This window comes from Pseudomonas sp. Root562, from assembly GCF_001427125.1.
Lineage (GTDB): Bacteria > Pseudomonadota > Gammaproteobacteria > Pseudomonadales > Pseudomonadaceae > Aquipseudomonas.
The window spans coordinates 39712-58112 of sequence record NZ_LMGK01000011.1 but is presented as its reverse complement, the minus strand read 5'-3'; the positions used below and the strand labels follow the sequence as shown (position 1 = coordinate 58112).

Annotated in this window: 16 protein-coding genes; 4 read left to right on the top strand and 12 right to left on the bottom strand. The window is 58.0% G+C overall.

Translation table 11 applies throughout. The features are described from left to right. Positions 1-136 precede the first annotated feature (136 nt). Positions 137-850 (top strand): UTRA domain-containing protein, encoded by a 714-nt coding sequence (locus ASD60_RS10035; RefSeq protein ID WP_056853854.1) that lies wholly within the window; start codon positions 137-139, stop codon positions 848-850. A 62-nt stretch (positions 851-912) separates the two neighbouring features. On the opposite strand, the gene ASD60_RS10030 is transcribed toward ASD60_RS10035, so the two are convergent. The 7 genes from ASD60_RS10030 to minC form a co-directional block, all read right to left on the bottom strand. Then, positions 913-3069 carry a mechanosensitive ion channel family protein gene (locus ASD60_RS10030; RefSeq protein WP_056853853.1) on the bottom strand — a complete coding sequence of 719 codons (2157 nt, stop codon included), beginning with the start codon at positions 3067-3069 and terminating at the stop codon, positions 913-915. A gap of 76 nt (positions 3070-3145) precedes the next feature. Further along, positions 3146-3322 (bottom strand): hypothetical protein, encoded by a 177-nt coding sequence (locus ASD60_RS29135; protein WP_177336566.1) that lies wholly within the window; start codon positions 3320-3322, stop codon positions 3146-3148. A 98-nt stretch (positions 3323-3420) separates the two neighbouring features. Next, positions 3421-4710 (bottom strand): M18 family aminopeptidase, encoded by a 1290-nt coding sequence (locus ASD60_RS10025; RefSeq protein ID WP_056853852.1) that lies wholly within the window; start codon positions 4708-4710, stop codon positions 3421-3423. A 98-nt stretch (positions 4711-4808) separates the two neighbouring features. Next, positions 4809-5444 (bottom strand): RluA family pseudouridine synthase, encoded by a 636-nt coding sequence (locus tag ASD60_RS10020; protein ID WP_056853851.1) that lies wholly within the window; start codon positions 5442-5444, stop codon positions 4809-4811. Positions 5445-5626: 182 nt separating this feature from the next. Further along, positions 5627-5881 (bottom strand): cell division topological specificity factor MinE, encoded by a 255-nt coding sequence (minE, locus tag ASD60_RS10015; protein ID WP_007974947.1) that lies wholly within the window; start codon positions 5879-5881, stop codon positions 5627-5629. 3 nt (positions 5882-5884) lie between these two features. After that, on the bottom strand, positions 5885-6697 hold the full coding sequence (gene minD, locus ASD60_RS10010; RefSeq protein WP_007974946.1) for a septum site-determining protein MinD: 813 nt from the start codon (positions 6695-6697) through the stop codon (positions 5885-5887). 200 nt (positions 6698-6897) lie between these two features. After that, positions 6898-7635: a septum site-determining protein MinC gene (gene minC / locus ASD60_RS10005; RefSeq protein WP_056853867.1), complete on the bottom strand. Its 738-nt coding sequence runs from the start codon at positions 7633-7635 to the stop codon at positions 6898-6900. Between the two features lie 118 nt (positions 7636-7753). Here minC and ASD60_RS10000 point away from each other — a divergent pair, with 118 nt between their 5' ends. The 3 genes from ASD60_RS10000 to ASD60_RS09990 all read left to right on the top strand — a co-directional run bounded on the left by ASD60_RS10000 (position 7754) and on the right by ASD60_RS09990 (position 12760). Continuing rightward, positions 7754-8686, top strand: a complete 933-nt coding sequence (locus tag ASD60_RS10000; protein WP_056853850.1) for a lipid A biosynthesis lauroyl acyltransferase — start codon at positions 7754-7756, stop codon at positions 8684-8686. 35 nt (positions 8687-8721) lie between these two features. Beyond that, positions 8722-9891, top strand: a complete 1170-nt coding sequence (locus tag ASD60_RS09995) for a patatin-like phospholipase family protein (RefSeq protein ID WP_056853849.1) — start codon at positions 8722-8724, stop codon at positions 9889-9891. A 73-nt stretch (positions 9892-9964) separates the two neighbouring features. Beyond that, a complete protein-coding gene (locus tag ASD60_RS09990; RefSeq protein ID WP_082557554.1) occupies positions 9965-12760 on the top strand; it encodes an RHS repeat domain-containing protein in 2796 nt (931 codons plus the stop codon). An 80-nt stretch (positions 12761-12840) separates the two neighbouring features. On the opposite strand, the gene ASD60_RS09985 is transcribed toward ASD60_RS09990, so the two are convergent. The 5 genes from ASD60_RS09985 to ASD60_RS09965 form a co-directional block, all read right to left on the bottom strand. Continuing rightward, a complete protein-coding gene (locus ASD60_RS09985) occupies positions 12841-13626 on the bottom strand; it encodes an outer membrane protein OmpK (RefSeq protein WP_056853847.1) in 786 nt (261 codons plus the stop codon). 374 nt (positions 13627-14000) lie between these two features. Further along, entirely contained in the window at positions 14001-14786 is a 786-nt protein-coding gene (locus tag ASD60_RS09980; protein WP_056853846.1) for an outer membrane protein OmpK, read from the bottom strand. A 193-nt stretch (positions 14787-14979) separates the two neighbouring features. Continuing rightward, a complete protein-coding gene (locus ASD60_RS09975; protein ID WP_056853845.1) occupies positions 14980-16332 on the bottom strand; it encodes a nucleobase:cation symporter-2 family protein in 1353 nt (450 codons plus the stop codon). Positions 16333-16512: 180 nt separating this feature from the next. Beyond that, entirely contained in the window at positions 16513-17817 is a 1305-nt protein-coding gene (locus tag ASD60_RS09970; RefSeq protein ID WP_056853844.1) for a urate hydroxylase PuuD, read from the bottom strand. 51 nt (positions 17818-17868) lie between these two features. Then, positions 17869-18372 (bottom strand): ureidoglycolate lyase, encoded by a 504-nt coding sequence (locus ASD60_RS09965; RefSeq protein ID WP_056853843.1) that lies wholly within the window; start codon positions 18370-18372, stop codon positions 17869-17871. Positions 18373-18401 lie beyond the last annotated feature (29 nt).

The window sequence follows — 18401 nt, the reverse complement described above, 5'->3', positions numbered from 1 at the left end:
CTGCAGATGACCCGTCCCCAGACTTGTCATCTCTCAGTCATCTGCACTGCCTACGCTTACAGGACGTAGACAGAGCCGATTTACAGCGCGGTTCTGCCCCGAAACAGTGCTGGTCTAGTCCAGATAGGTAACGTTGATGCGCGACGAGGCAACAAAAGCGGTGACAGCCATCGGCCAAGTGCTGCAGGAGCAACTTGACCATGGGTTACTGACGCCTGGCAGCAAGCTGCCGGCCGAGCGCAAGCTCAGTGAGTTGTTCGGTACGACGCGCATTACAGTGCGCGAGGCGTTGTTGCAGCTGGAGGCTCAGGGGCAGATTTATCGCGAAGAACGCCGGGGCTGGTTCGTCTCGCCACCGCGCCTGGCCTATAACCTGATGCAGCGCAGCCACTTTCACGCAATGGTCGGCGCGCAGGGGCGGGTGCCGTCCACTGAAGTGATCTCTGCGCGTTTGCAGCCAGCGTCGGCGGCGGTCTGTGCCTGGTTGCAGTTGCCGGCGCTGTCGAGCGTGATTCAGATCTGCCGATCGCGACGCATTGACGGGCGCCTGGTGTTGTACGTGGAGCATTATCTGAACCCGCAGTTTTTCCCGGGGATCCTGGACTTTGATTTGAACCAGTCGATTACCGAACTTTATGCGCGACATTACGACTTGCATTACGGGCGGGTGCGGTTCGAGATTGTGCCGACGGCGTTGTCCGCGGATGCGGCAGCGGCCTTGCGGGTGTCGGTGGGGAGCCCGGGCTTACGGATTGCCCGGGTCAATTACGATCAGCATGAGCGGCTGATCGATTGCGATCTGGAGTTTTGGCGGCATGATGCGATTCATGTTGGCGTTGATGTCGTTTGAATACTAATGCCGCGTATTCATGGGAAGGCTAATCAGGGCGGGACTGAAACTTAAGATCAGCATCACCCCTTCTCCAGTCCACCACCGGCCGTCATCACTTGAATGCTCATGCGCGGCATAGCCAAATCCATCCCGGCTTCGTCCATGTGTCGTTTCAGCGACAGGTTGAACGCACGGGACACTTCCCATTGTTTGATCGGCGCAGTCTTGAACCGGGCGCGCAGGATCGCATTGCCGGACTCGAAGCTTTCCACACCCTGAAACTCAAGTGGCGACCAGATGTTGCGTCGTTGCAGGGGATCGGTGCGCATTTTCTGCCCGACGTCACGCATGAGTTTGATTGCGCTATCGATGTCCATGTTGGCAGGAATCGCGACGCGGAAGATGGCATAGCCGAACTCCCGGGAGTAGTTCTTGATGCTTTTGATTTCGCTGAACGGAATAGTGTGGACGATGCCGTCGATGTCCCGCAGGCGCACCGTACGGATAGTCAGGCCTTCGACCGTGCCGAGGTGGCCGCCGACGTCCACGTAGTCGTCGATGGCCAGGGAGTCTTCGATGATGATAAACAAGCCGGTGATCAGGTCGGCCACCAGTGATTGCGCACCAAAGCCGATGGCCAGGCCGATAACGCCGGCACCGGCCAGCAGTGGCGTGACGTTCATGCCCATGTTCGCCAGCGCGACGATCAGCGCGATGATGAAGATCGCCACGAACAATACGTTGCGGATCAGCGGCATCATCGTTTGCGCGCGGGCGTTGGCCAGGCCTTTGCGAGAGCGGGTGAGAGCATGGTGCACCGCGGTGTCGCTGAGGATCCAGACCAGCCAGGCGAAGATCAGCGTGCCGATGAGGCTGAACAGCTTGACACTGATTTCATGGCCCTCGCCTTCGGTGAACGCAATCAGCGACATGCCCCAGACTCGCAGTCCGAGTTCGATGAACGCCAGCCATACCAGCAAATGGGCAAGGGTATAAAAGAAGCTTTTCAAGCGTTCGGAATACAGCGCGTGGCGTTTGACCCCACGTTGCGGTTTCAGGGAGTGGCGACGTACCAGGCCGTTGATCACCATGCACAACACCAGCAACACCGTGCAGATCAGCGACTGGCGCAGGGCAGTGCTGGTGTCACCGGCAGAAACAAACGTGGCGAACAGGGAAATGCCCACCAGCACCAGTGCCGGGACATACCAGAAGGTGCCGAGGATTTCGATGGTATCGCTGAGGGCACGGCGGGTCAGGCGGCGGGACAGTGGCTGGTTGCGTATCAGGTGGGCGATCGGGCGACGGAATCGCAGGATGAACAAGCCGGTGGACAGCGCCGCCAAGACGTTGGCCACCGTCGCTGCCGTGTGCGCCAAGTGCACGCCAAGGCTTTCGATCAATCGCGGATCGCTCAGGGCTTCACCAAAAGCGGCGAAGCTGCCGATCAGCCACAGGGGTCGAAACGCCTGATGCCGCAAGATGTGCAAGGCACGGTGGCGGTGCGGGCCGTCGAGCAGGGAGAAAGCGATCACACAGATGGCGGAGAAACAGGTGCCGACCACCAGTGCATAGGCCAGCACCATCGCCAGGCTTTTGCCCAATGACGACGGCAGGGCGTAGCTCATGTAGACCGTGATGACCAAGGCAATCAGCCAAGGCCCGAGTTTGCGCAAGGCGAAGCGCAACATGTCCACGGCCCTGGGGTGCTGTGGCAGTTCTTCGGTCAACCCGAAACGCATGCGCACCCGGTGGCTGATCCAGATCAACGCAGCCGCCAGCAGGCTCCAGAGCATCAGAATCAGGGCAAAGGCGAAAATGATTGGCAGCCATTCATTGGCCGGCAGTATCCGCGCCGTGAGTTCGTCCTTGGCCTGGTCGAATTCGTTGGACCAGCGTGTAATCGGGCTGTCGGCGCCGGAAAATTGTTTCTCGAAGCTGGCGAGCGTGCCCCCAATGAGGCCCAGTACCCCCTCTTCGGCGACGGGTTGCGCCTTTTTCGTGGCATCGCGCAGTTTCTTCAAGTCCGCCAGCAATTTGCTTCGTTGCTGATCGTTTTCCAGGGACTTGATCACTTCGTCCAGTGATTGAGCCAAGGGCTCCTGCGCTTCTGGCTGGGCTTTCGAGGAGCTGTTGAGCAGGCTCGGCAAACCCACCGCCTGGGCAGACGCCACTGGCAGCAGCGACAGCAGGCAAACAAGGAGCAAACACGGCAGAGCGAAAAGACGAGCGGACACTAGGCGGTCAACCTCAGAGTGAGCGGATCGACCGAGTGTACGAGCCCGTCAAATTCAAAGCGAGTCGGGGGATAATTTATTCGTTGAGTTTGGCGAGGATCTTGAAGATCACAGTGGCAAGGATCAGCAGCATGCCGAGCCACATGGCGAGTACGCCGGCATTTTTGTCACGAAAGTTGAAGCCGACTGCCAGCATCAACATACCGATAAGAATCGGAATCAGCATGGCGTGGAACGAGGATAGCGAGATCATGGCGACTGCCTTGTCGAAAGGGATAATTGAAGTCTAGGTGGATTTCCTGCGATCCGTGCAGGAGCTGCCGCAGGCTGCGGCAGCTCCTGTACGGGGATCTACGGCAGCTCGCGGCAGGCGTAGAAAGCACTCAGCACTTTGACCAGATGCGCCAGGTCGTGGCTGCCGCACAGTTCACGGATCGAGTGCATGGCGAACGTCGGAAGGCCGATGTCCACGGTGCGCACACCCAGGTGACTGGCGGTGATCGGGCCGATGGTCGAGCCGCAGCCCATGTCGCTGCGCACCACGAAGCTCTGCACCGGTACTTCTTCGGCCATGCACAAATGGCGGAAGAAACCAGCGGTTTCGCTGTTGGTGGCGTAGCGCTGATTGCTGTTGACCTTGATCACCGGGCCGGCGTTGAGTTTCGGGCCGTGGTTGGCGTCGTGCTTGTCGGCGTAGTTGGGGTGCACGCCGTGGGCATTGTCGGCCGAAACCAGCAGGGATTTCTGAATGGTGCGTACGAATTCGTCACCTTCGGGCAACAGGCGACGCAGGGTTTGTTCGAGCATCGGGCCATCGGCGCCGCAAGCAGAACAGGAACCGACTTCTTCGTGATCATTGCAGACCAGTACACAAGTTTCGTCGGTGTCGGCGGTCAGTAACGCTTGCAGGCCGGCGTAGCACGACAGCAGGTTGTCCAGGCGGGCGCCAGCGATGAAATCACCGTGAAGGCCGATAACCGCGGCACTTTGCGTATCGTAGAAGCTGAGCTCGTAATCGAGTACCACATCGGCATTCAAACCGTGCTCGCGGGCGAGTTGGTCGGTGATCACAGCGCGGAAATCCACGCGCTCGTCACCGGCGAATTGTGCCAGCACGGGTGGCAATTCGGTCTGGGCATTGATCGCCCAGCCCATGTTGGCCTCACGATTGAGGTGAATGGCCAGGTTCGGAATGATTGCGATCGGTGCCTTGAAGTCGATCAACTGGCTCTCGACCTTACCGTCACGGCGGAAGGTCACGCGGCCGGCCAGGGACAGGTCACGATCGAACCACGGTGCCAGCAGCGCGCCGCCATACACTTCGACGCCCAGTTGCCAGAAGCCTTGGCGTTGCAGTTCCGGTTGCGGCTTGACCCGCAGGCACGGGCTGTCGGTGTGGGCACCGACCAGGCGAATACCGCCGTGCAGCGGTGAATGGCGGCCCATTTTGATCGCAACGATCGAAGAGTCGTTACGCGTGACGTAGTAGCGACCGTTGGCTTCGGTGGACCAGGGCTCACGCTCGTCCAGGCGTTGATAGCCTGCTGCTTCCAGTCGCTGAACAAGGCTGGCAGTGGCATGGAACGGGGTAGGGGAGGCCTTGAGAAAGTCGATCAGGCCTTGGTTCAACTCTTCGCGCATAAGAAGCTCCAGACAGCAATGGCGCCAGTTTAACGTATTGGTCAGAGAATTGGCGGGGGGACTGCTGACTAGCAAATCCCTACAGAGGGCATTGGCTACTAGAACGGTGCCGGGCACTCAAAGCGCAGGCGTTCGCCACTTTGCGGATGAGTGAAGCTGAGCATGCTCGCGTGCAGGCACAGGCGAGGCCAGGCGGCCAGGGCTTGTTCGTGAGCATAGAGCCCGTCGCCCAGCAGTGGGTGACCGATCGACAGCATATGCACACGCAACTGGTGCGAGCGTCCGGTGATCGGCGTGAGCTCGACGCGGCACCAGTCGCCACAGCGTTCCAGTACGCGCCAGAAGGTCAGGGCGTTTTTACCGAACTCATGGTCGACCACATGGCGTGGCTTGGTCGGCGGATCATAGCGCAGCGGTAAATCGATGCTGCCGCTGTCCAGCTCGGGCTGGCCCCAGCACAGCGCGGTGTACGCCTTTTCGGTTTCGCGGTCGTGAAATTGGCGGGACAGCTCACGGTGCGTATCGGGATCGCGAGCCAGCAGGATGATGCCGGAGGTTTCCCAGTCCAGGCGATGGACGATGCGGGCTTCCGGGTAACCGTTTTCCTGCAGGCGGGTAATCAGGCAATCCTTGTTGTCATCGGCCCGGCCCGGGACGGAGAGCAGCAAGGTGGGTTTGTTCACCACCAGAACGGCGGCATCCTGATGAATGATTTGGACATTGGACAGCGGCATTAAAACAGCCTCGTAACAAACGCCAACGGCGGCTCAGGTCTCCCGCTCTCTGTAGGAGCAAAGCTTGCTCGCGATTTAGGCAACTCGGTATTCCGATAAACCGAGGTGATGCTATCGCGAGCAAGTTTTGCTCCTGCAAAATGCGGGAAAACCTGAACCGCCGTGGCTCCAGCCGGATCGACTCAGCGATCTGGCAGGGTGATATTGAGTTCCAGAATCGAGCAGCTGCCCTGGCTTTCCAGTGCGACGTGCACGTCATCGGACCCGATATTGACGTACTTGCGAATCACCTCGACCAGTTCCTTCTGCAAGGCTGGCAGGTAGTCCGGGGTACTGCGTTGGCCGCGTTCGTGCGCCACGATGATCTGTAGACGCTCTTTCGCTACCGACGCGGTGCTTTGCTTTTTGTTGGCACGAAAGAAGTCAAAAAGGTTCATTGCTTAGTTGCCTCCAAACAGGCGCTCGAAGAATCCCTTCTTCTGTACATCGAGGAATCGATGATCCACGGTCTTGCCCAGCAGGCGATCTACGGTATCGCTGTAGGCCTGGCCGGCATCGCTCTGGTCGTCGAGGATCACGGGAACGCCTTGGTTGGATGCCTTGAGCACCGCCTGGGATTCCGGGATCACGCCGAGCAGGGTTACCGAGAGGATTTCCTTGACGTCTTCTACGCCGAGCATTTCGCCTTTGCTCACACGTTCCGGGTGATAACGGGTAATCAGCAAGTGTTCCTTGATCGGGTCTTCGCCGCGTTCGGCGCGACGGGACTTGCTGGCCAGCAGGCCGAGCATGCGGTCGGAATCTCGAACCGAGGACACTTCCGGGTTGGTCACGACGATCGCTTCGTCAGCGAAGTACATGGCCAGGTGGGCACCTTTCTCGATGCCTGCCGGGGAGTCGCAGACCACGAACTCAAAGTCTTCCTTGAGTTGCATCAGGACTTTTTCCACGCCTTCGACGGTCAGCGCGTCTTTGTCGCGGGTCTGGCTGGCGGCCAGGACGTAGAGGTTTTCCAGGCGCTTGTCTTTGATCAGGGCCTGTTGCAGGTTGGCTTCGCCGTTGACCACGTTGACGAAGTCATACACCACGCGACGTTCGCAACCCATGATCAGGTCGAGGTTACGCAAACCCACGTCGAAGTCGACGATCACTGTTTTGTGGCCGCGCAGAGCGAGGCCGGTACCGATAGCGGCGCTGGTGGTGGTCTTACCCACACCACCCTTGCCGGATGTAACCACGAGAATCTTGGCCAAGGTGTTTCACCCCTAAGGAAAAAGGACTTTTAGCCCCTGAAAAACATCTCTTGAAAACTACTGCAGTCGGACAGCCTTGGCTGGAGTTCGGTTGTGAGCGGCGTTTACCCCCGGTAAACACTGCTTTTGGCCTGTTTCCTACTTCGTTTGAGCCGTTTTCGCTACGTTTTAGAGATGCTTGGAAAATGCGGCAGTATCCGTTAAAGCCGAATGATGTTCAACACATCGCCCGACAGGCTGACCTGTACGCCCGAACCCCATAACGGGTCGCGACGCAGGTCTTCGGAGACCTTGTAATGTCCTGCGATCGAAACCAGTTCAGCGCTCATTTGCTGACAGAAAATCCTGGCCTTGGTGTCGCCTTTGACGCCGGCCAACACCCGGCCACGCATGGGGCCGTATACATGGATGTTGCCATCGGCGAGAAGTTCCGCCCCAGGACTGACCGAGGAGATCACCACCAGGTCGCTGCCTTGTGCATAAATCTGCTGGCCACCGCGTACTGGCGAAGTGATGATTTTGGTCGGTTTGATCGTCGGCTCCGGCGGTTTTTCCGGTTTTTTTGCAACGGCGCCTTCGTTCAGGTCCAGCGCACGCTCACGCGCACCGGAGGGCGGCAGCACCGGCAGATCGACCGCGATGGCCGCTGCGATGTCTTCAATGCGGCTGGCACGGATCGCCAGGGTGCGCAGGCCATGCTGGCGGCAGACGCGCATCAGGCCCGGCAGATCGACCGCACCTTCGCTGGCCGGGAGTTTGTCCAGGGCCAGTACCAGCGGCGCATTGCTGAAAAAACCAGGCGCCTGGGCGACCTTGGCGGCCAATTGCCGGTCGAGGCCCTCGAGGTCGTTACGGGCCAGTTCCAGCACCGTAATGGCGAGCATGCTGCCCTTCAGCTGGAACACGGGATCTTGGTCTAGCGGTTCGGTTTGGCTCATGGTCGGCATACAACGACTTGTCACTAAAAGTGCCGAGACTTATAACGAGAACGCCCGCAGGCCGCAAGCCGGGTCGAACGATGTAGAATGCGCGGCCATTGTCTTAACGGATGCATTAATGGACCGCCCGCGTTTTCGAAAAACCTTTCTCTCTCCACGTTTCTGGCCGCTGTGGTGTGGCTTGGGGCTGTTGTGGCTGATTGTCCAGTTGCCGTATCCGGCATTGTTGTGGCTCGGTCGCGCGCTCGGCGCCTTGATGTATCGCGTGGCGGGCGACCGACGGCGCATCGCCAAGCGCAATCTGGAGCTGTGTTTCCCGGAAAAGTCCGCGGCCGAGCGCAAGCGCCTGCTCAAGGAAAACTTCGCCTCCACCGGCATCGCGTTCTTCGAAATGGCCATGAGCTGGTGGTGGTCGCGCGAACGGTTGGCGAAGCTGGCACATATTGAAGGGCTGGAGCATTTGCAGCAGGCTCAGCGTGAAGGCAAGGGCGTGATCCTGATGGCGGTGCATTTCACCACCCTGGAAATCGGTGCGGCGCTGTTGGGCCAGCAGCACACCATCGACGGCATGTACCGCGAGCACAAGAACCCGTTGTTCGACTTCGTCCAGCGCCAGGGACGTGAGCGCCACAACCTCGATTCGCTGGCGGTGGAGCGTGAAGATGTGCGCGGCATGCTCAAGCTGCTGCGTGCGGGGCGGGCGATCTGGTACGCGCCGGATCAAGACTACGGCGCCAAGCAAAGCATTTTCGTGCCGCTGTTCGGCATCCAGGCTGCAACCGTCACCGCCACCAGCAAGTTTGCGCGGCTGGGCAAGGCGCTGGTGGTGCCGTTCACCCAGGAGCGTCTGGCGGATGGCAGCGGTTATCGTCTGGTCATCCATGCGCCGCTCGAAGGCTTCCCCGGCGAAACCGAAGAGGCCGATTGCCTGCGTATCAACCAATGGATCGAAGGCGTGTTGCGCGAATGTCCGGAGCAATACCTGTGGGCGCACCGCCGCTTCAAGAGTCGTCCACCGGGCGAGCCCAAGCTCTACGCAAAACGCGGTTGACCCGCCGCCCCCAATAAGCACCATGGAGTGTTGCAATGAGTCCTGCTGAACCGGTAACTGGTTTGATTCTTTCCGGTGGCGGGGCTCGGGCGGCCTATCAGGTGGGCGTGCTGGCGGCAATTGCCGAGCTTTTGCCCCTGGGCGCGGACAATCCGTTTCCGGTGATTGTCGGCACCTCGGCCGGGGCGATCAATGCAGTCAGCCTGGCCAGCGGCGCCACGGATTTTCGCGCTGCCATCGAACGCTTGACGGTCTTCTGGCAGGGCTTTCGCAGTCGCCTGGTGCTGCGCAGCGACTGGCCAGGCGTCATCCATCAGGCCAGCCGCTTTATCAGCCACAGTTTGCTGGGGCTCGGTGCTCAGGTGCCGGTTGCGCTGCTTGACAGCTCGCCGCTGCGCCGTTTGCTCAACGACAAGTTGCAGATGACCGGCATCGCCGAATCCATCGCACAAAAGCAGTTGAAGGCGGTGGCGGTGACGGCATTCGGTTACGAGTCGGGGCAGGCCGTGACGTTTTACCAGGGCGGCGGCACAATCGAAGCCTGGTTGCGTCATCGCCGGATCGGCGTTCCTGCGCAATTGTCCGTTGATCACCTGCTGGCCAGTTCAGCCATTCCACTGCTGTTCGCCCCGGTGAAAATCGGCGAGGAATATTTCGGCGATGGCGCGGTGCGGCAGTCAGCACCGATCAGCCCGGCGCTGCACCTGGGCGCCAATCGTGTGCTGGTGGTGGGCGTCAGCGGCAACCCGCGAGGCGTCGACCCCGAGCATCCGTTGCAACGTGTCTACACCGGCCAGCAACCGACGCTGGCGCAAATCGGTGGGCACATGCTCAACAGTACGTTCATCGACAGTCTGGAAAGCGACATTGAGTTGTTGCGCCGCTTGAATCAGTTCAGCCACCTCATGCCTGACGGTACGCCGACGCGCACTCTGGGCGTGGCTCCTGTCGAGGTGTTGGTGATTTCACCGAGTCAGCCAATCGACGAGATCGCTGCACGTCATCGCCAGGAACTGCCGGCGGCATTGCGGCTGTTTCTGCGCGGACCGGGCGCGACCAAGACCAGTGGCGCGGGCGTGTTGAGTTATCTGCTGTTCGAAGCGGGGTACTGCAGCGAGTTGATTGATCTGGGGCGGCGCGATGCGTTGGCCAAGCGCGGGGAGCTTGCGCGGTTTCTTGGGCTTTCGGGATCTGAAAACGATTGAACTGTCAGTTGTGACAGTAGACGTTTGCGTGCTTCTCCTATCAGATTGAAGCCCTCTTGCAGAGGGTTCGAAAATGGCGGCTGCAGAATGGATTGATGCGCACACACCGAGCGTGTCGGTGGTGGATTCGCGTGGTTTGGCTGTGCGAAATATCGCCTATTGCCGTCATCCGAGTAGCCCGTCCATGGAGGCTCGCATCACCCGCAATCACTTTGACGCAACCGGACGACAGGTGTCCTCCTGGGATCCACGATTGTGGGGCACGGCACCGCAACCGAACCTTGAAACTACCTTTGATTTGCAAGGCCGGGCTCTGCTGGTGGAGAGCGTCGATTCCGGTTGGCAGCTGAGTTTAATGAATCAGGCGGATGCGACCTGTTGCTTCTGGGACGGGCGCGGTAGCCAACGTGACACTGAATACGATGAGCTTCTGCGTCCGATCACTGTCACCGAACAAATGGCGGGGGAACCGGCGCGTGTTTCCGATCGGTTCGCGTATGCTGATGCCGATCATGAATTTGCCTTGCATAACCAATGCGGGCAGCTGATCTGTCATGACCATCCGGCCGGCAGCCGCCGCCTCTGCGAATACGGTGTGGGTGGTTTGCTGCTGTCGGAGCGAATGCGCTTCTTGCGCGATCTGGATCCGCCGAATTGGTCGCCCGTGTTCGCCGATGCCGGACTGGAAGACGAGGTGTTCGAGACAACGCAGCAGTACAGTCCCTTGGGCGACATGCGCAGTCAGACTGATGCCGTGGAAAACGTCAGATCGTTCGCTTACGACCGGGCCGGGCAGTTACGTGAGACTCGATTGAAGCTGGCAGGTGCTTCAGAAGAACCGCGCCTGCTGGTCAGTGAAATTCGCTACGACGCCATGGGTTTTGGCGTCAGCGAGCGCGCTGGAAATGGTGTGATTACCATCACCCGTTATGCAGGTGAAGATGGACGTTTGTTGCAACTGCAATCTTGCAATGCCGAGGGCAACCCGGTTCAGGATTTCAGTTATGTATACGATCCGGTCGGCAATATCACCCGCATCGAAGACAAGTCCCAACTGACGCGTCATTTCAATAATCAGCGAGTCGATCCGCTCTGTTGCTATGTCTACGACAGTCTTTATCAACTGATCGAAGCCACCGGCAGTGAGGTCATTCAGCCGAGCTACGGCCCTGCGTTGCCGCCGTGGCACACCACGCCGCTGGACCCCCAGCAGTTGCGCAATTACACCCAGACCTTCAATTACGATTGCGCCTGCAACCTGAAAACCCGTCATCACAGCGGCGCGCAAACCTTCGAAATGTTTACTTCGCTGCAAAGCAATCGCAGCGTCGCGGATAAGGAAAGTCTTGCGGACGGGTTCGACGCCAATGGCAATCAGCTGGAGTTGTTGCGCGGGCAAAAGATGAGCTGGGACATCCGCAATCAGTTGAGCCGGGTCACGCTGGTCAAGCGTGACGACGGCCCCGACGACACCGAGTGTTATTACTACGACAGTCCTGGGCATCGTTTGCGAAAGGTCCGACTTACCCAGACTGCGAGTCGTACATTACGCGCGGAAGTCCGCTACTTGCCGGGGGTGGAAATCCACCGTGATGCGGGAACGGGTGAAGAGCGGCATGTCATCAGTGTCGAGGCCGGGCGCAGTCAGGTTCGTACCTTGCACTGGGTCACGAAGTTGCCTCGTGACGTTCGTAACGATCAACTGCGGTTTTGCCTGAGCAATCATCTGAACTCCAGCACCCTGGAGTTGGACGAGCAGGGTGGCGTGTTGAGTCGGGAGGTTTATTACCCGTTTGGCGGCACGGCGTTGTGGGCGGGTGCCAGCGAAACTGAAGGCAAGTACAAGACGATTCGTTATTCGGGGAAAGAACGAGATGCGACGGGGCTTTATTATTATGGGTATCGGTATTACGCGCCGTGGTTGCAGCGGTGGGTGAGTGCGGATCCAGCGGGATGTATCGATGGTTTGAATCTATTTAACTTTGTTCAAAATAGTCCAGTGAAAAACCATGATCTTGACGGTCGTGTTTATGAAGGGGCTGACGATGAGATTGAAAGGTCTTTTGTCCGAAAAGGGTACTCTATACTGGCTCGTGGGCTTGACAAATTTCCCCAGGTTGAGCGTGACCTTGTAAATGAAAGTATGTTTGAAGCAAACAGTTTTATGATCAGTGCACAGGAGATGGTGAAGCACTATCCGGAGGAAAGTAAAGATATTTTAATCGCCTATTTTGGTGAATATTACAAAAGTATCGAGGACAGAGTGGTTGATGCTTGGCGTGACATAGGGGCAGTGTTGTCGGAGCTAAATTCTTCTGGCCTGGGGGCGGATAAAATGGTCAAACTAGATTTTCCCGAAGGAGATACGTCAATTGCAAAAATTAGAACGGATGATAAATATGGAAGGATTTTTTTCAATAAAAATTTTCTGAATGATACTGAATTTCTGTCGATTGTGATTGCTCACGAAGTTAGCCACCTTGGGACAATTTCTGGTATTAGTGCAGAAGGGCCTGAGACAGATGATTATTGGTATTTTCCCAGTATTAAACAGTCAGATTTTGAGAGGGATGATTTTGTAGGTTCGGATGATTTAAATGCGGCTCGTGATAACTCTCGAATAATACTGGATGGAAAATCGGGTAATTTTTTAAAAGAGGTCGATAATGCGCTGAAAAATAATATGCTTAAACGGGTTTTAGAGATGGTGGCTGGAACTGAAGTGGTGACGAGTAATAGCGATGCGGTTGATATATTCAATAGTCATCAGATTTATCGAAGTACTATGGCCTCCGAAAACGCAGATAGTTTGGTCTATTCTGCTTTTGAGTTGCATATCAAGTATCTGTTCCTCAATAAAGTAGGGTAGGGGTATGAGTTGAAGTTGATATATGTTCCTCCCTGTGGGAGTTTTATCCACAGGGAGGTTTTAGCCGTCTTTTGCTTTACTTAAAAGTGAACCTTAACCAGGAAACTGGTCACGCTCTGATCGGTCTTGAAGCCCTGGCTGTCTTCAATCCCGTACTTGTTCTTCCAGTAGTCATACTCGACACCGACGTACAACTGCTTCTCTCCCAGGCTCAGCGCCTTGCCCAGGTCGTACTTGATCTGTGGATTGAAGTGCAGGTTGGCGTGATATTCGCCTTTGTCGTTGACGTCGTTGTCGACCACCCAGTCCATGAAACCATCGATCAGGATGTCCGAGTCGCCGACCGGGACGGTGTAGGACCAGACTGGCGAGACTTGCCACACGTCATCACCCGGGCGACCGCCTTCGGTGTGACGGTTGTAGAAGTTCAGCTGGAAATAATCAAAGCCCGGAATGGCCAGATCGAAACCCGGACCGATCAGGTAGGACTCGGTGTCGTTTTCGCCGAACTCGTAGGTCATGGCCAGCAGCACGTCTTTGATCGGGCCGAATTCGACTTTCTGGTCGAAGATCTTGTTGAACGACAGCCGTGGGCTGAGTTCGCCGTAATGGGTGTTTTCACCGGCGAAGCCGTCTTCCTTGCCGTTGTAGAAAATCTTGTCGATAAAGAAGAAGTTATCGCCGTATTTCCAGCCATCGGCGTGTTCGAAGGTCACCGTCTGCTGGATGCGCGGATTGACCTGGAAGTCTTTGCCATACAAATAAGTCAGGCTGTTGTTCTGCCATTGCAGCAGATCGCCCGCCATCGCCTGACCCCCCGCCAGCATGGATCCCGCCAGCATCAGGCTAGTGCACGTACGTTTCATTCGGTTGCTCCCAAAAAGTAGGTGTTCCACGTATTTTTTTAAGGTCGGCGCTCTGGTGTGGCGCCTTTTTTCGTTGCGGTAAATATTCATCCAATCGGTCAGCTTTCATGCTGTTAGCAAGAGCTGCGCCAAGGCATTCGAAAAGCAAAAAAACTCCCGCTCGGCTGCTCAAAAACAGTCGATTGAGAGGGGTATGGGGATGCCTTGATACCGTCCAGAGCCGGGATAAGTTGGCTTTCTGGTCAGGAATTAAATCCGGGCTTTTTTTTAAAGCGGATTCAGGCGGCCGCGGAGAATACTGACTCCTTGGCCAGGTCTCAAGTGCCCCGCAACAGCGCACCGACGACAGGTGTGGGGCACGGTTGCGGGTCATTTTAGAAATGCACCTTCACCAGCAGGCTGGTGGTGTTTTCATTGGTATCGAAGTTCGCGGTGTTTTCGATGCCGTACTTGTCTTTCCAGTAGCTGTACTCGGCGCCGACGTACACCTGTTTCTCCCGCCAGCCGAGGGCTTTGCCCAGGTCGTACTTGATCTGCGGGTTGAAGTGCACGTTGGCGTGATAGGTGCCGCGCGAGTTCTGGTCGTTATCCACAACCCAGTCGATGTAACCGTCGATCAACAGGCTCGAATTGCCCAGCGGCACGGTATAGGACCAGGCCGGGGTGATCTGCCAGACGTCGTCGCCGGGGCGCGAACCTTCGGTGTGGCGGTTATAAAAGTTCAAGGTGAAAAAATTGAAGCCGGGGATCGCAAGGTCGAAGCCGGGGCCGATCAGGTAGGCCTCGGTGTCGTCTTCGCCGTTTTCGTAAGTCATGGCCAGCAGCACATCCTTGATCGGACCGAATTCGAAACGGCGGTCGAGGATTTTGCCGAGGGACAACCGCGGACTGAACTCGCCGTAATAGGCGTGGACGCCTTTGTTCCGGTCTTTCTCGCCGTTGTAGTAAGTGCTGTCGATGAACATGAAGTTGTCGCCGTACTTCCAGCGGTCGGCGTGCTCAAAGGTTATCGTTTGTTGAATCGACGGGTTGACCGCGAAGTCCTTGCCGTACAGATAGCTCAGGCTGTTGGTCTGCCACAGCAGCAAATCGCCGGCCATGGCCTGGCTAGCAGCCAGCAGGCCAGCACCCAACAGCAGGTTGGTTGTTGTCCGAATCATCTGTTGCTCCCTCTTGTTGTTATTTTCAAGGCGCAGCAAACCCCTACCCTGTAAGAGCGAGACTGCTCCGGGCGGCGTTCCGACGATGGTCGTCAACGATTACGCGTGTTATCTGGATAACGCGGTGTTCTCGGGTCCATCGTCGGAACGCCGCCCGGAGCAGGCTCGCTCCTACAGGGGCGGCGTTTCTGTCTTAGTGGGCGTGGCAGTCGTTGATGGCCGCGCGCTCGGCGCCGCCAAGAATGTTGAACAGCAGGTTCAGCGTGAGCGCGCTGAGGGTGGCCATGGCGATACCGCTGTGGGTGATCGGGCTCATCCACAGCGGAAGGTGGGCAAAAAATTCCGGACGGACCACCGGGATCAGGCCCATGCCGATGCTCACCGCTACCAGCAACTGATTGCGACGGTCACCGATGTCGGCCTCCTGAAGAATCTTGATGCCCGTGGCGGCAACCATGCCGAACATCGCAATCGCCGCGCCACCCAATACCGCTGGCGGAATCGACGCCACCAGGAATGCGGCCTTGGGCAGCAGGCTCAAGACGATCAACAAGCCGCCGGCGACGATGGTCACCGAACGGCAGCGTACGCCGGTCATCTGCACCAGGCCGATGTTCTGGGCGAAGGACGAGTGAGTGAAGGTGTTGAAAAAGCCTGCGAAAAACGACGCGCCGGCATCACACAACAAGCCGCGGCGCAGCATCCGCGGGCAGACTTCCTGGCCGGTAATTTTGCCCAGCGCGAGGAACATCCCGGTGGACTCGACGAAAATGATTACCACGACAAGGCACATCGAAAGGATCGGCGCGAGTTCGAACTTCGGCATGCCGAAGTGCAGCGGGGTGACGAATTGCAGCCATGGCGCTTGGGCCATGCCGCTGAGGTCGACCATGCCGAGCACACCACAGAGTACGTAGCCCAGGCACATGCCGATCAGCACGGAAATGTTGACCCAGAAACCGCGCATGAAGCGGTGCACCAGCAAAATGGTACCCAGCACCAGCGCGGCGATGATCAGGTAAATCGGTGAGCCGAATTGGCTGGCACTGGCACCGCCGCCGGCCCAGTTCACGGCCACGGGGAACAGCGACAAACCGATCGAGGTGATGACCGTACCGGTCACCAGAGGCGGGAAGAAGCGCACGACCTTGGACATGAACGGGGCGATGAGCATGCCGAAGAAGCCGGCTGCGATAGTCGCACCGAAGATGCCTTGCAAGCCGATGCCAGGCATGCCGGCCATGGCGACCATGCTGCCGACAGCGGCAAAACTGGCGCCCATCATCACCGGCATGCGGATGCCCATGGGGCCGATACCAAGAGATTGAACGATGGTGGCGATGCCGGCGACCAGCAGGTCGGCGTTGATCAGGAAGGCGATTTCTTCACGACTCAGGCCAGCGGCCTGTCCGATGATCAGCGGCACCGCGATGGCGCCACCGTACATCAGCAGAACATGTTGCAGACCGACCAGAATCAGTTGCAATAGGGGCAATCGCTGAATGGCGGGTGCGTCGGGGATGCGTGCTTTGGAGAGCTCGGACATGCAACACCTCGGATCTTTTTTATTCTTGTGATTTTTATAAGGCAGACCTGTGGCGAGGGAGCTTGCTCCCGCTGGACTGCGCAGCAGTCCCCTTCTTTTCAGATAGAGAGGGGGCCGCTTCGCAGCCCAGCGGGAGCATCCCTGCCACAAAAGCCCGCTTGTCACAGGCTTTTGTGTTGCTTAGTTGGTCGGAGCTCCCTGCACAATCCAGGCGCCGATCAGGTCACGTTCCTGCTGAGTCATCTGAGTGATGTTGCCCAGTGGCATGATCTGAGTGGCGACGGCTTGAGCCTGGATCCGCGCGGCGTTCTGGCGGATCTGCTCGGGGGTGTCGAACATCACTCCGCCCGGGGCTGCGCTGAACAGTGGGCTGGTCGGTTTGGCCGAGTGGCAGACCGAGCAGCGTTCCTGAATCACACTGTGCACTTTGTCAAAGCTCGGACCGGCGTTGGTCGCTTGCGCCGGGGCGGCGGCAGGCGTTTCTGCGGGTTTGGCTTCGGCCGGTTTCAAGCCACCGCCCACTGCAGTTTCCGGCAATGGCTGGTATTCGATGGCAGCAGGGGCCTTGGCTACTTCGGGGGCGCTGGACATCGGCTTCGGACCGGACACGTACGCCAGGCAAATCATGCCCACCGCTGCCACCGGCAGGGTCCAGGCAAATTTGTGGCTGTCGTGACGGGTGTTGAAGTAGTGACGCACCAACACCGCCAGCACCGCGATCCCGGCCAGAATCACCCAGTTGTACTGGCTGCCGTAGGTGCTCGGGAAGTGGTTGCTGATCATGATGAACAGCACGGGCAAGGTGAAGTAGTTGTTGTGGCGCGAACGCAGCAAGCCTTTGGCTGGCAGCGCCGGGTCCGGCGTGCGATTCTCGGCGATGGCCGCCACCAGTGCGCGTTGCGCCGGCATGATGATGCGGAACACGTTGCCGACCATGATGGTGCCGATGATCGCGCCGACGTGCAGGTACGCACCACGACCGCTGAACACCTTGCTGAAGCCATAGGCCGCGCCGATGATCAGGACGAACAGGATGAAGCCGAGCAGGGCAGGGCGTTTGCCCAGGGCCGAGTCGCAAAGGAAGGAGTAGACGAACCAGCCGATGAACAGCGAGCCGATGCCGATGGCCACGCCTTCAGGACCGCTCAGGGTGCTGCCCGGAGCCAGCAGGTAGAGCGTCGGGTTGGAGTAGAACACCACGCACAGCAGCGCGATACCCGACATCCAGGTGAAGTAGGCTTCCCATTTGAACCAGTGCAGGTTGTCCGGCATGGTCGGTGGAGCCAGTTTGTATTTTTCCAGGTGGTAGATACCGCCGCCGTGGATCGCCCACAAATCACCGGCCAGACCGCTTTTCGGGTTGACCCGATTGAGGTTGTTTTCCAGCCAGACGAAGTAGAACGATGCGCCGATCCAGGCCACACCAGTAATCATATGAACCCAGCGCACGCTCAGGTTCAGCCATTCCAACAGATGTGCTTCCACAGTCTTTACCTCTCGCCTGTCACTCTTGTTGTCGAGTGATCAGACCTTCTCTTATTGGTGGGGGGCGAGGATCAAACGCTCATCCTCTTTGAAAAAATGCTCATCGCAGTTATTGCCTGTGCCACTGCGATCAACCACCAGGAAGTCATCCCGCTTTTCGATCGTCAGCACCGGGTGGTGCCAGACGCCGCGATGGTAATTGATGCCCTGCCTGCCGTTGGTGACGAAGGCGCGGACCAAGCCTGATACAGGTTCATCGCCAACTGGCGCGACCACGATCAGAAAGGGGTTGCCGAGCAGCGGAATGAAAGCCTGGCTGCCCAGCGGATGGCGCTCCAGCATGCTGACGGTCAGCGGCATGTCCTGCGCGTCGGCGCGGAAAATGCTGATGATCGCTTTGTCCTCCGGCGTAGCGGTTTCCACCGTCGCCAGTTTATGGAAGCGCATGGTCGAACCGTTGTTGATCATGAAGTGATCGCTGCCGTCGGTTTCGATCACGTCACCGAAAGGGGCGAAGGCTTCTTTGGTCAGCGGTTCAATCGTCAATGTGCGCATGCTGGTCTTCTTACCTTGAATTCTGTGTT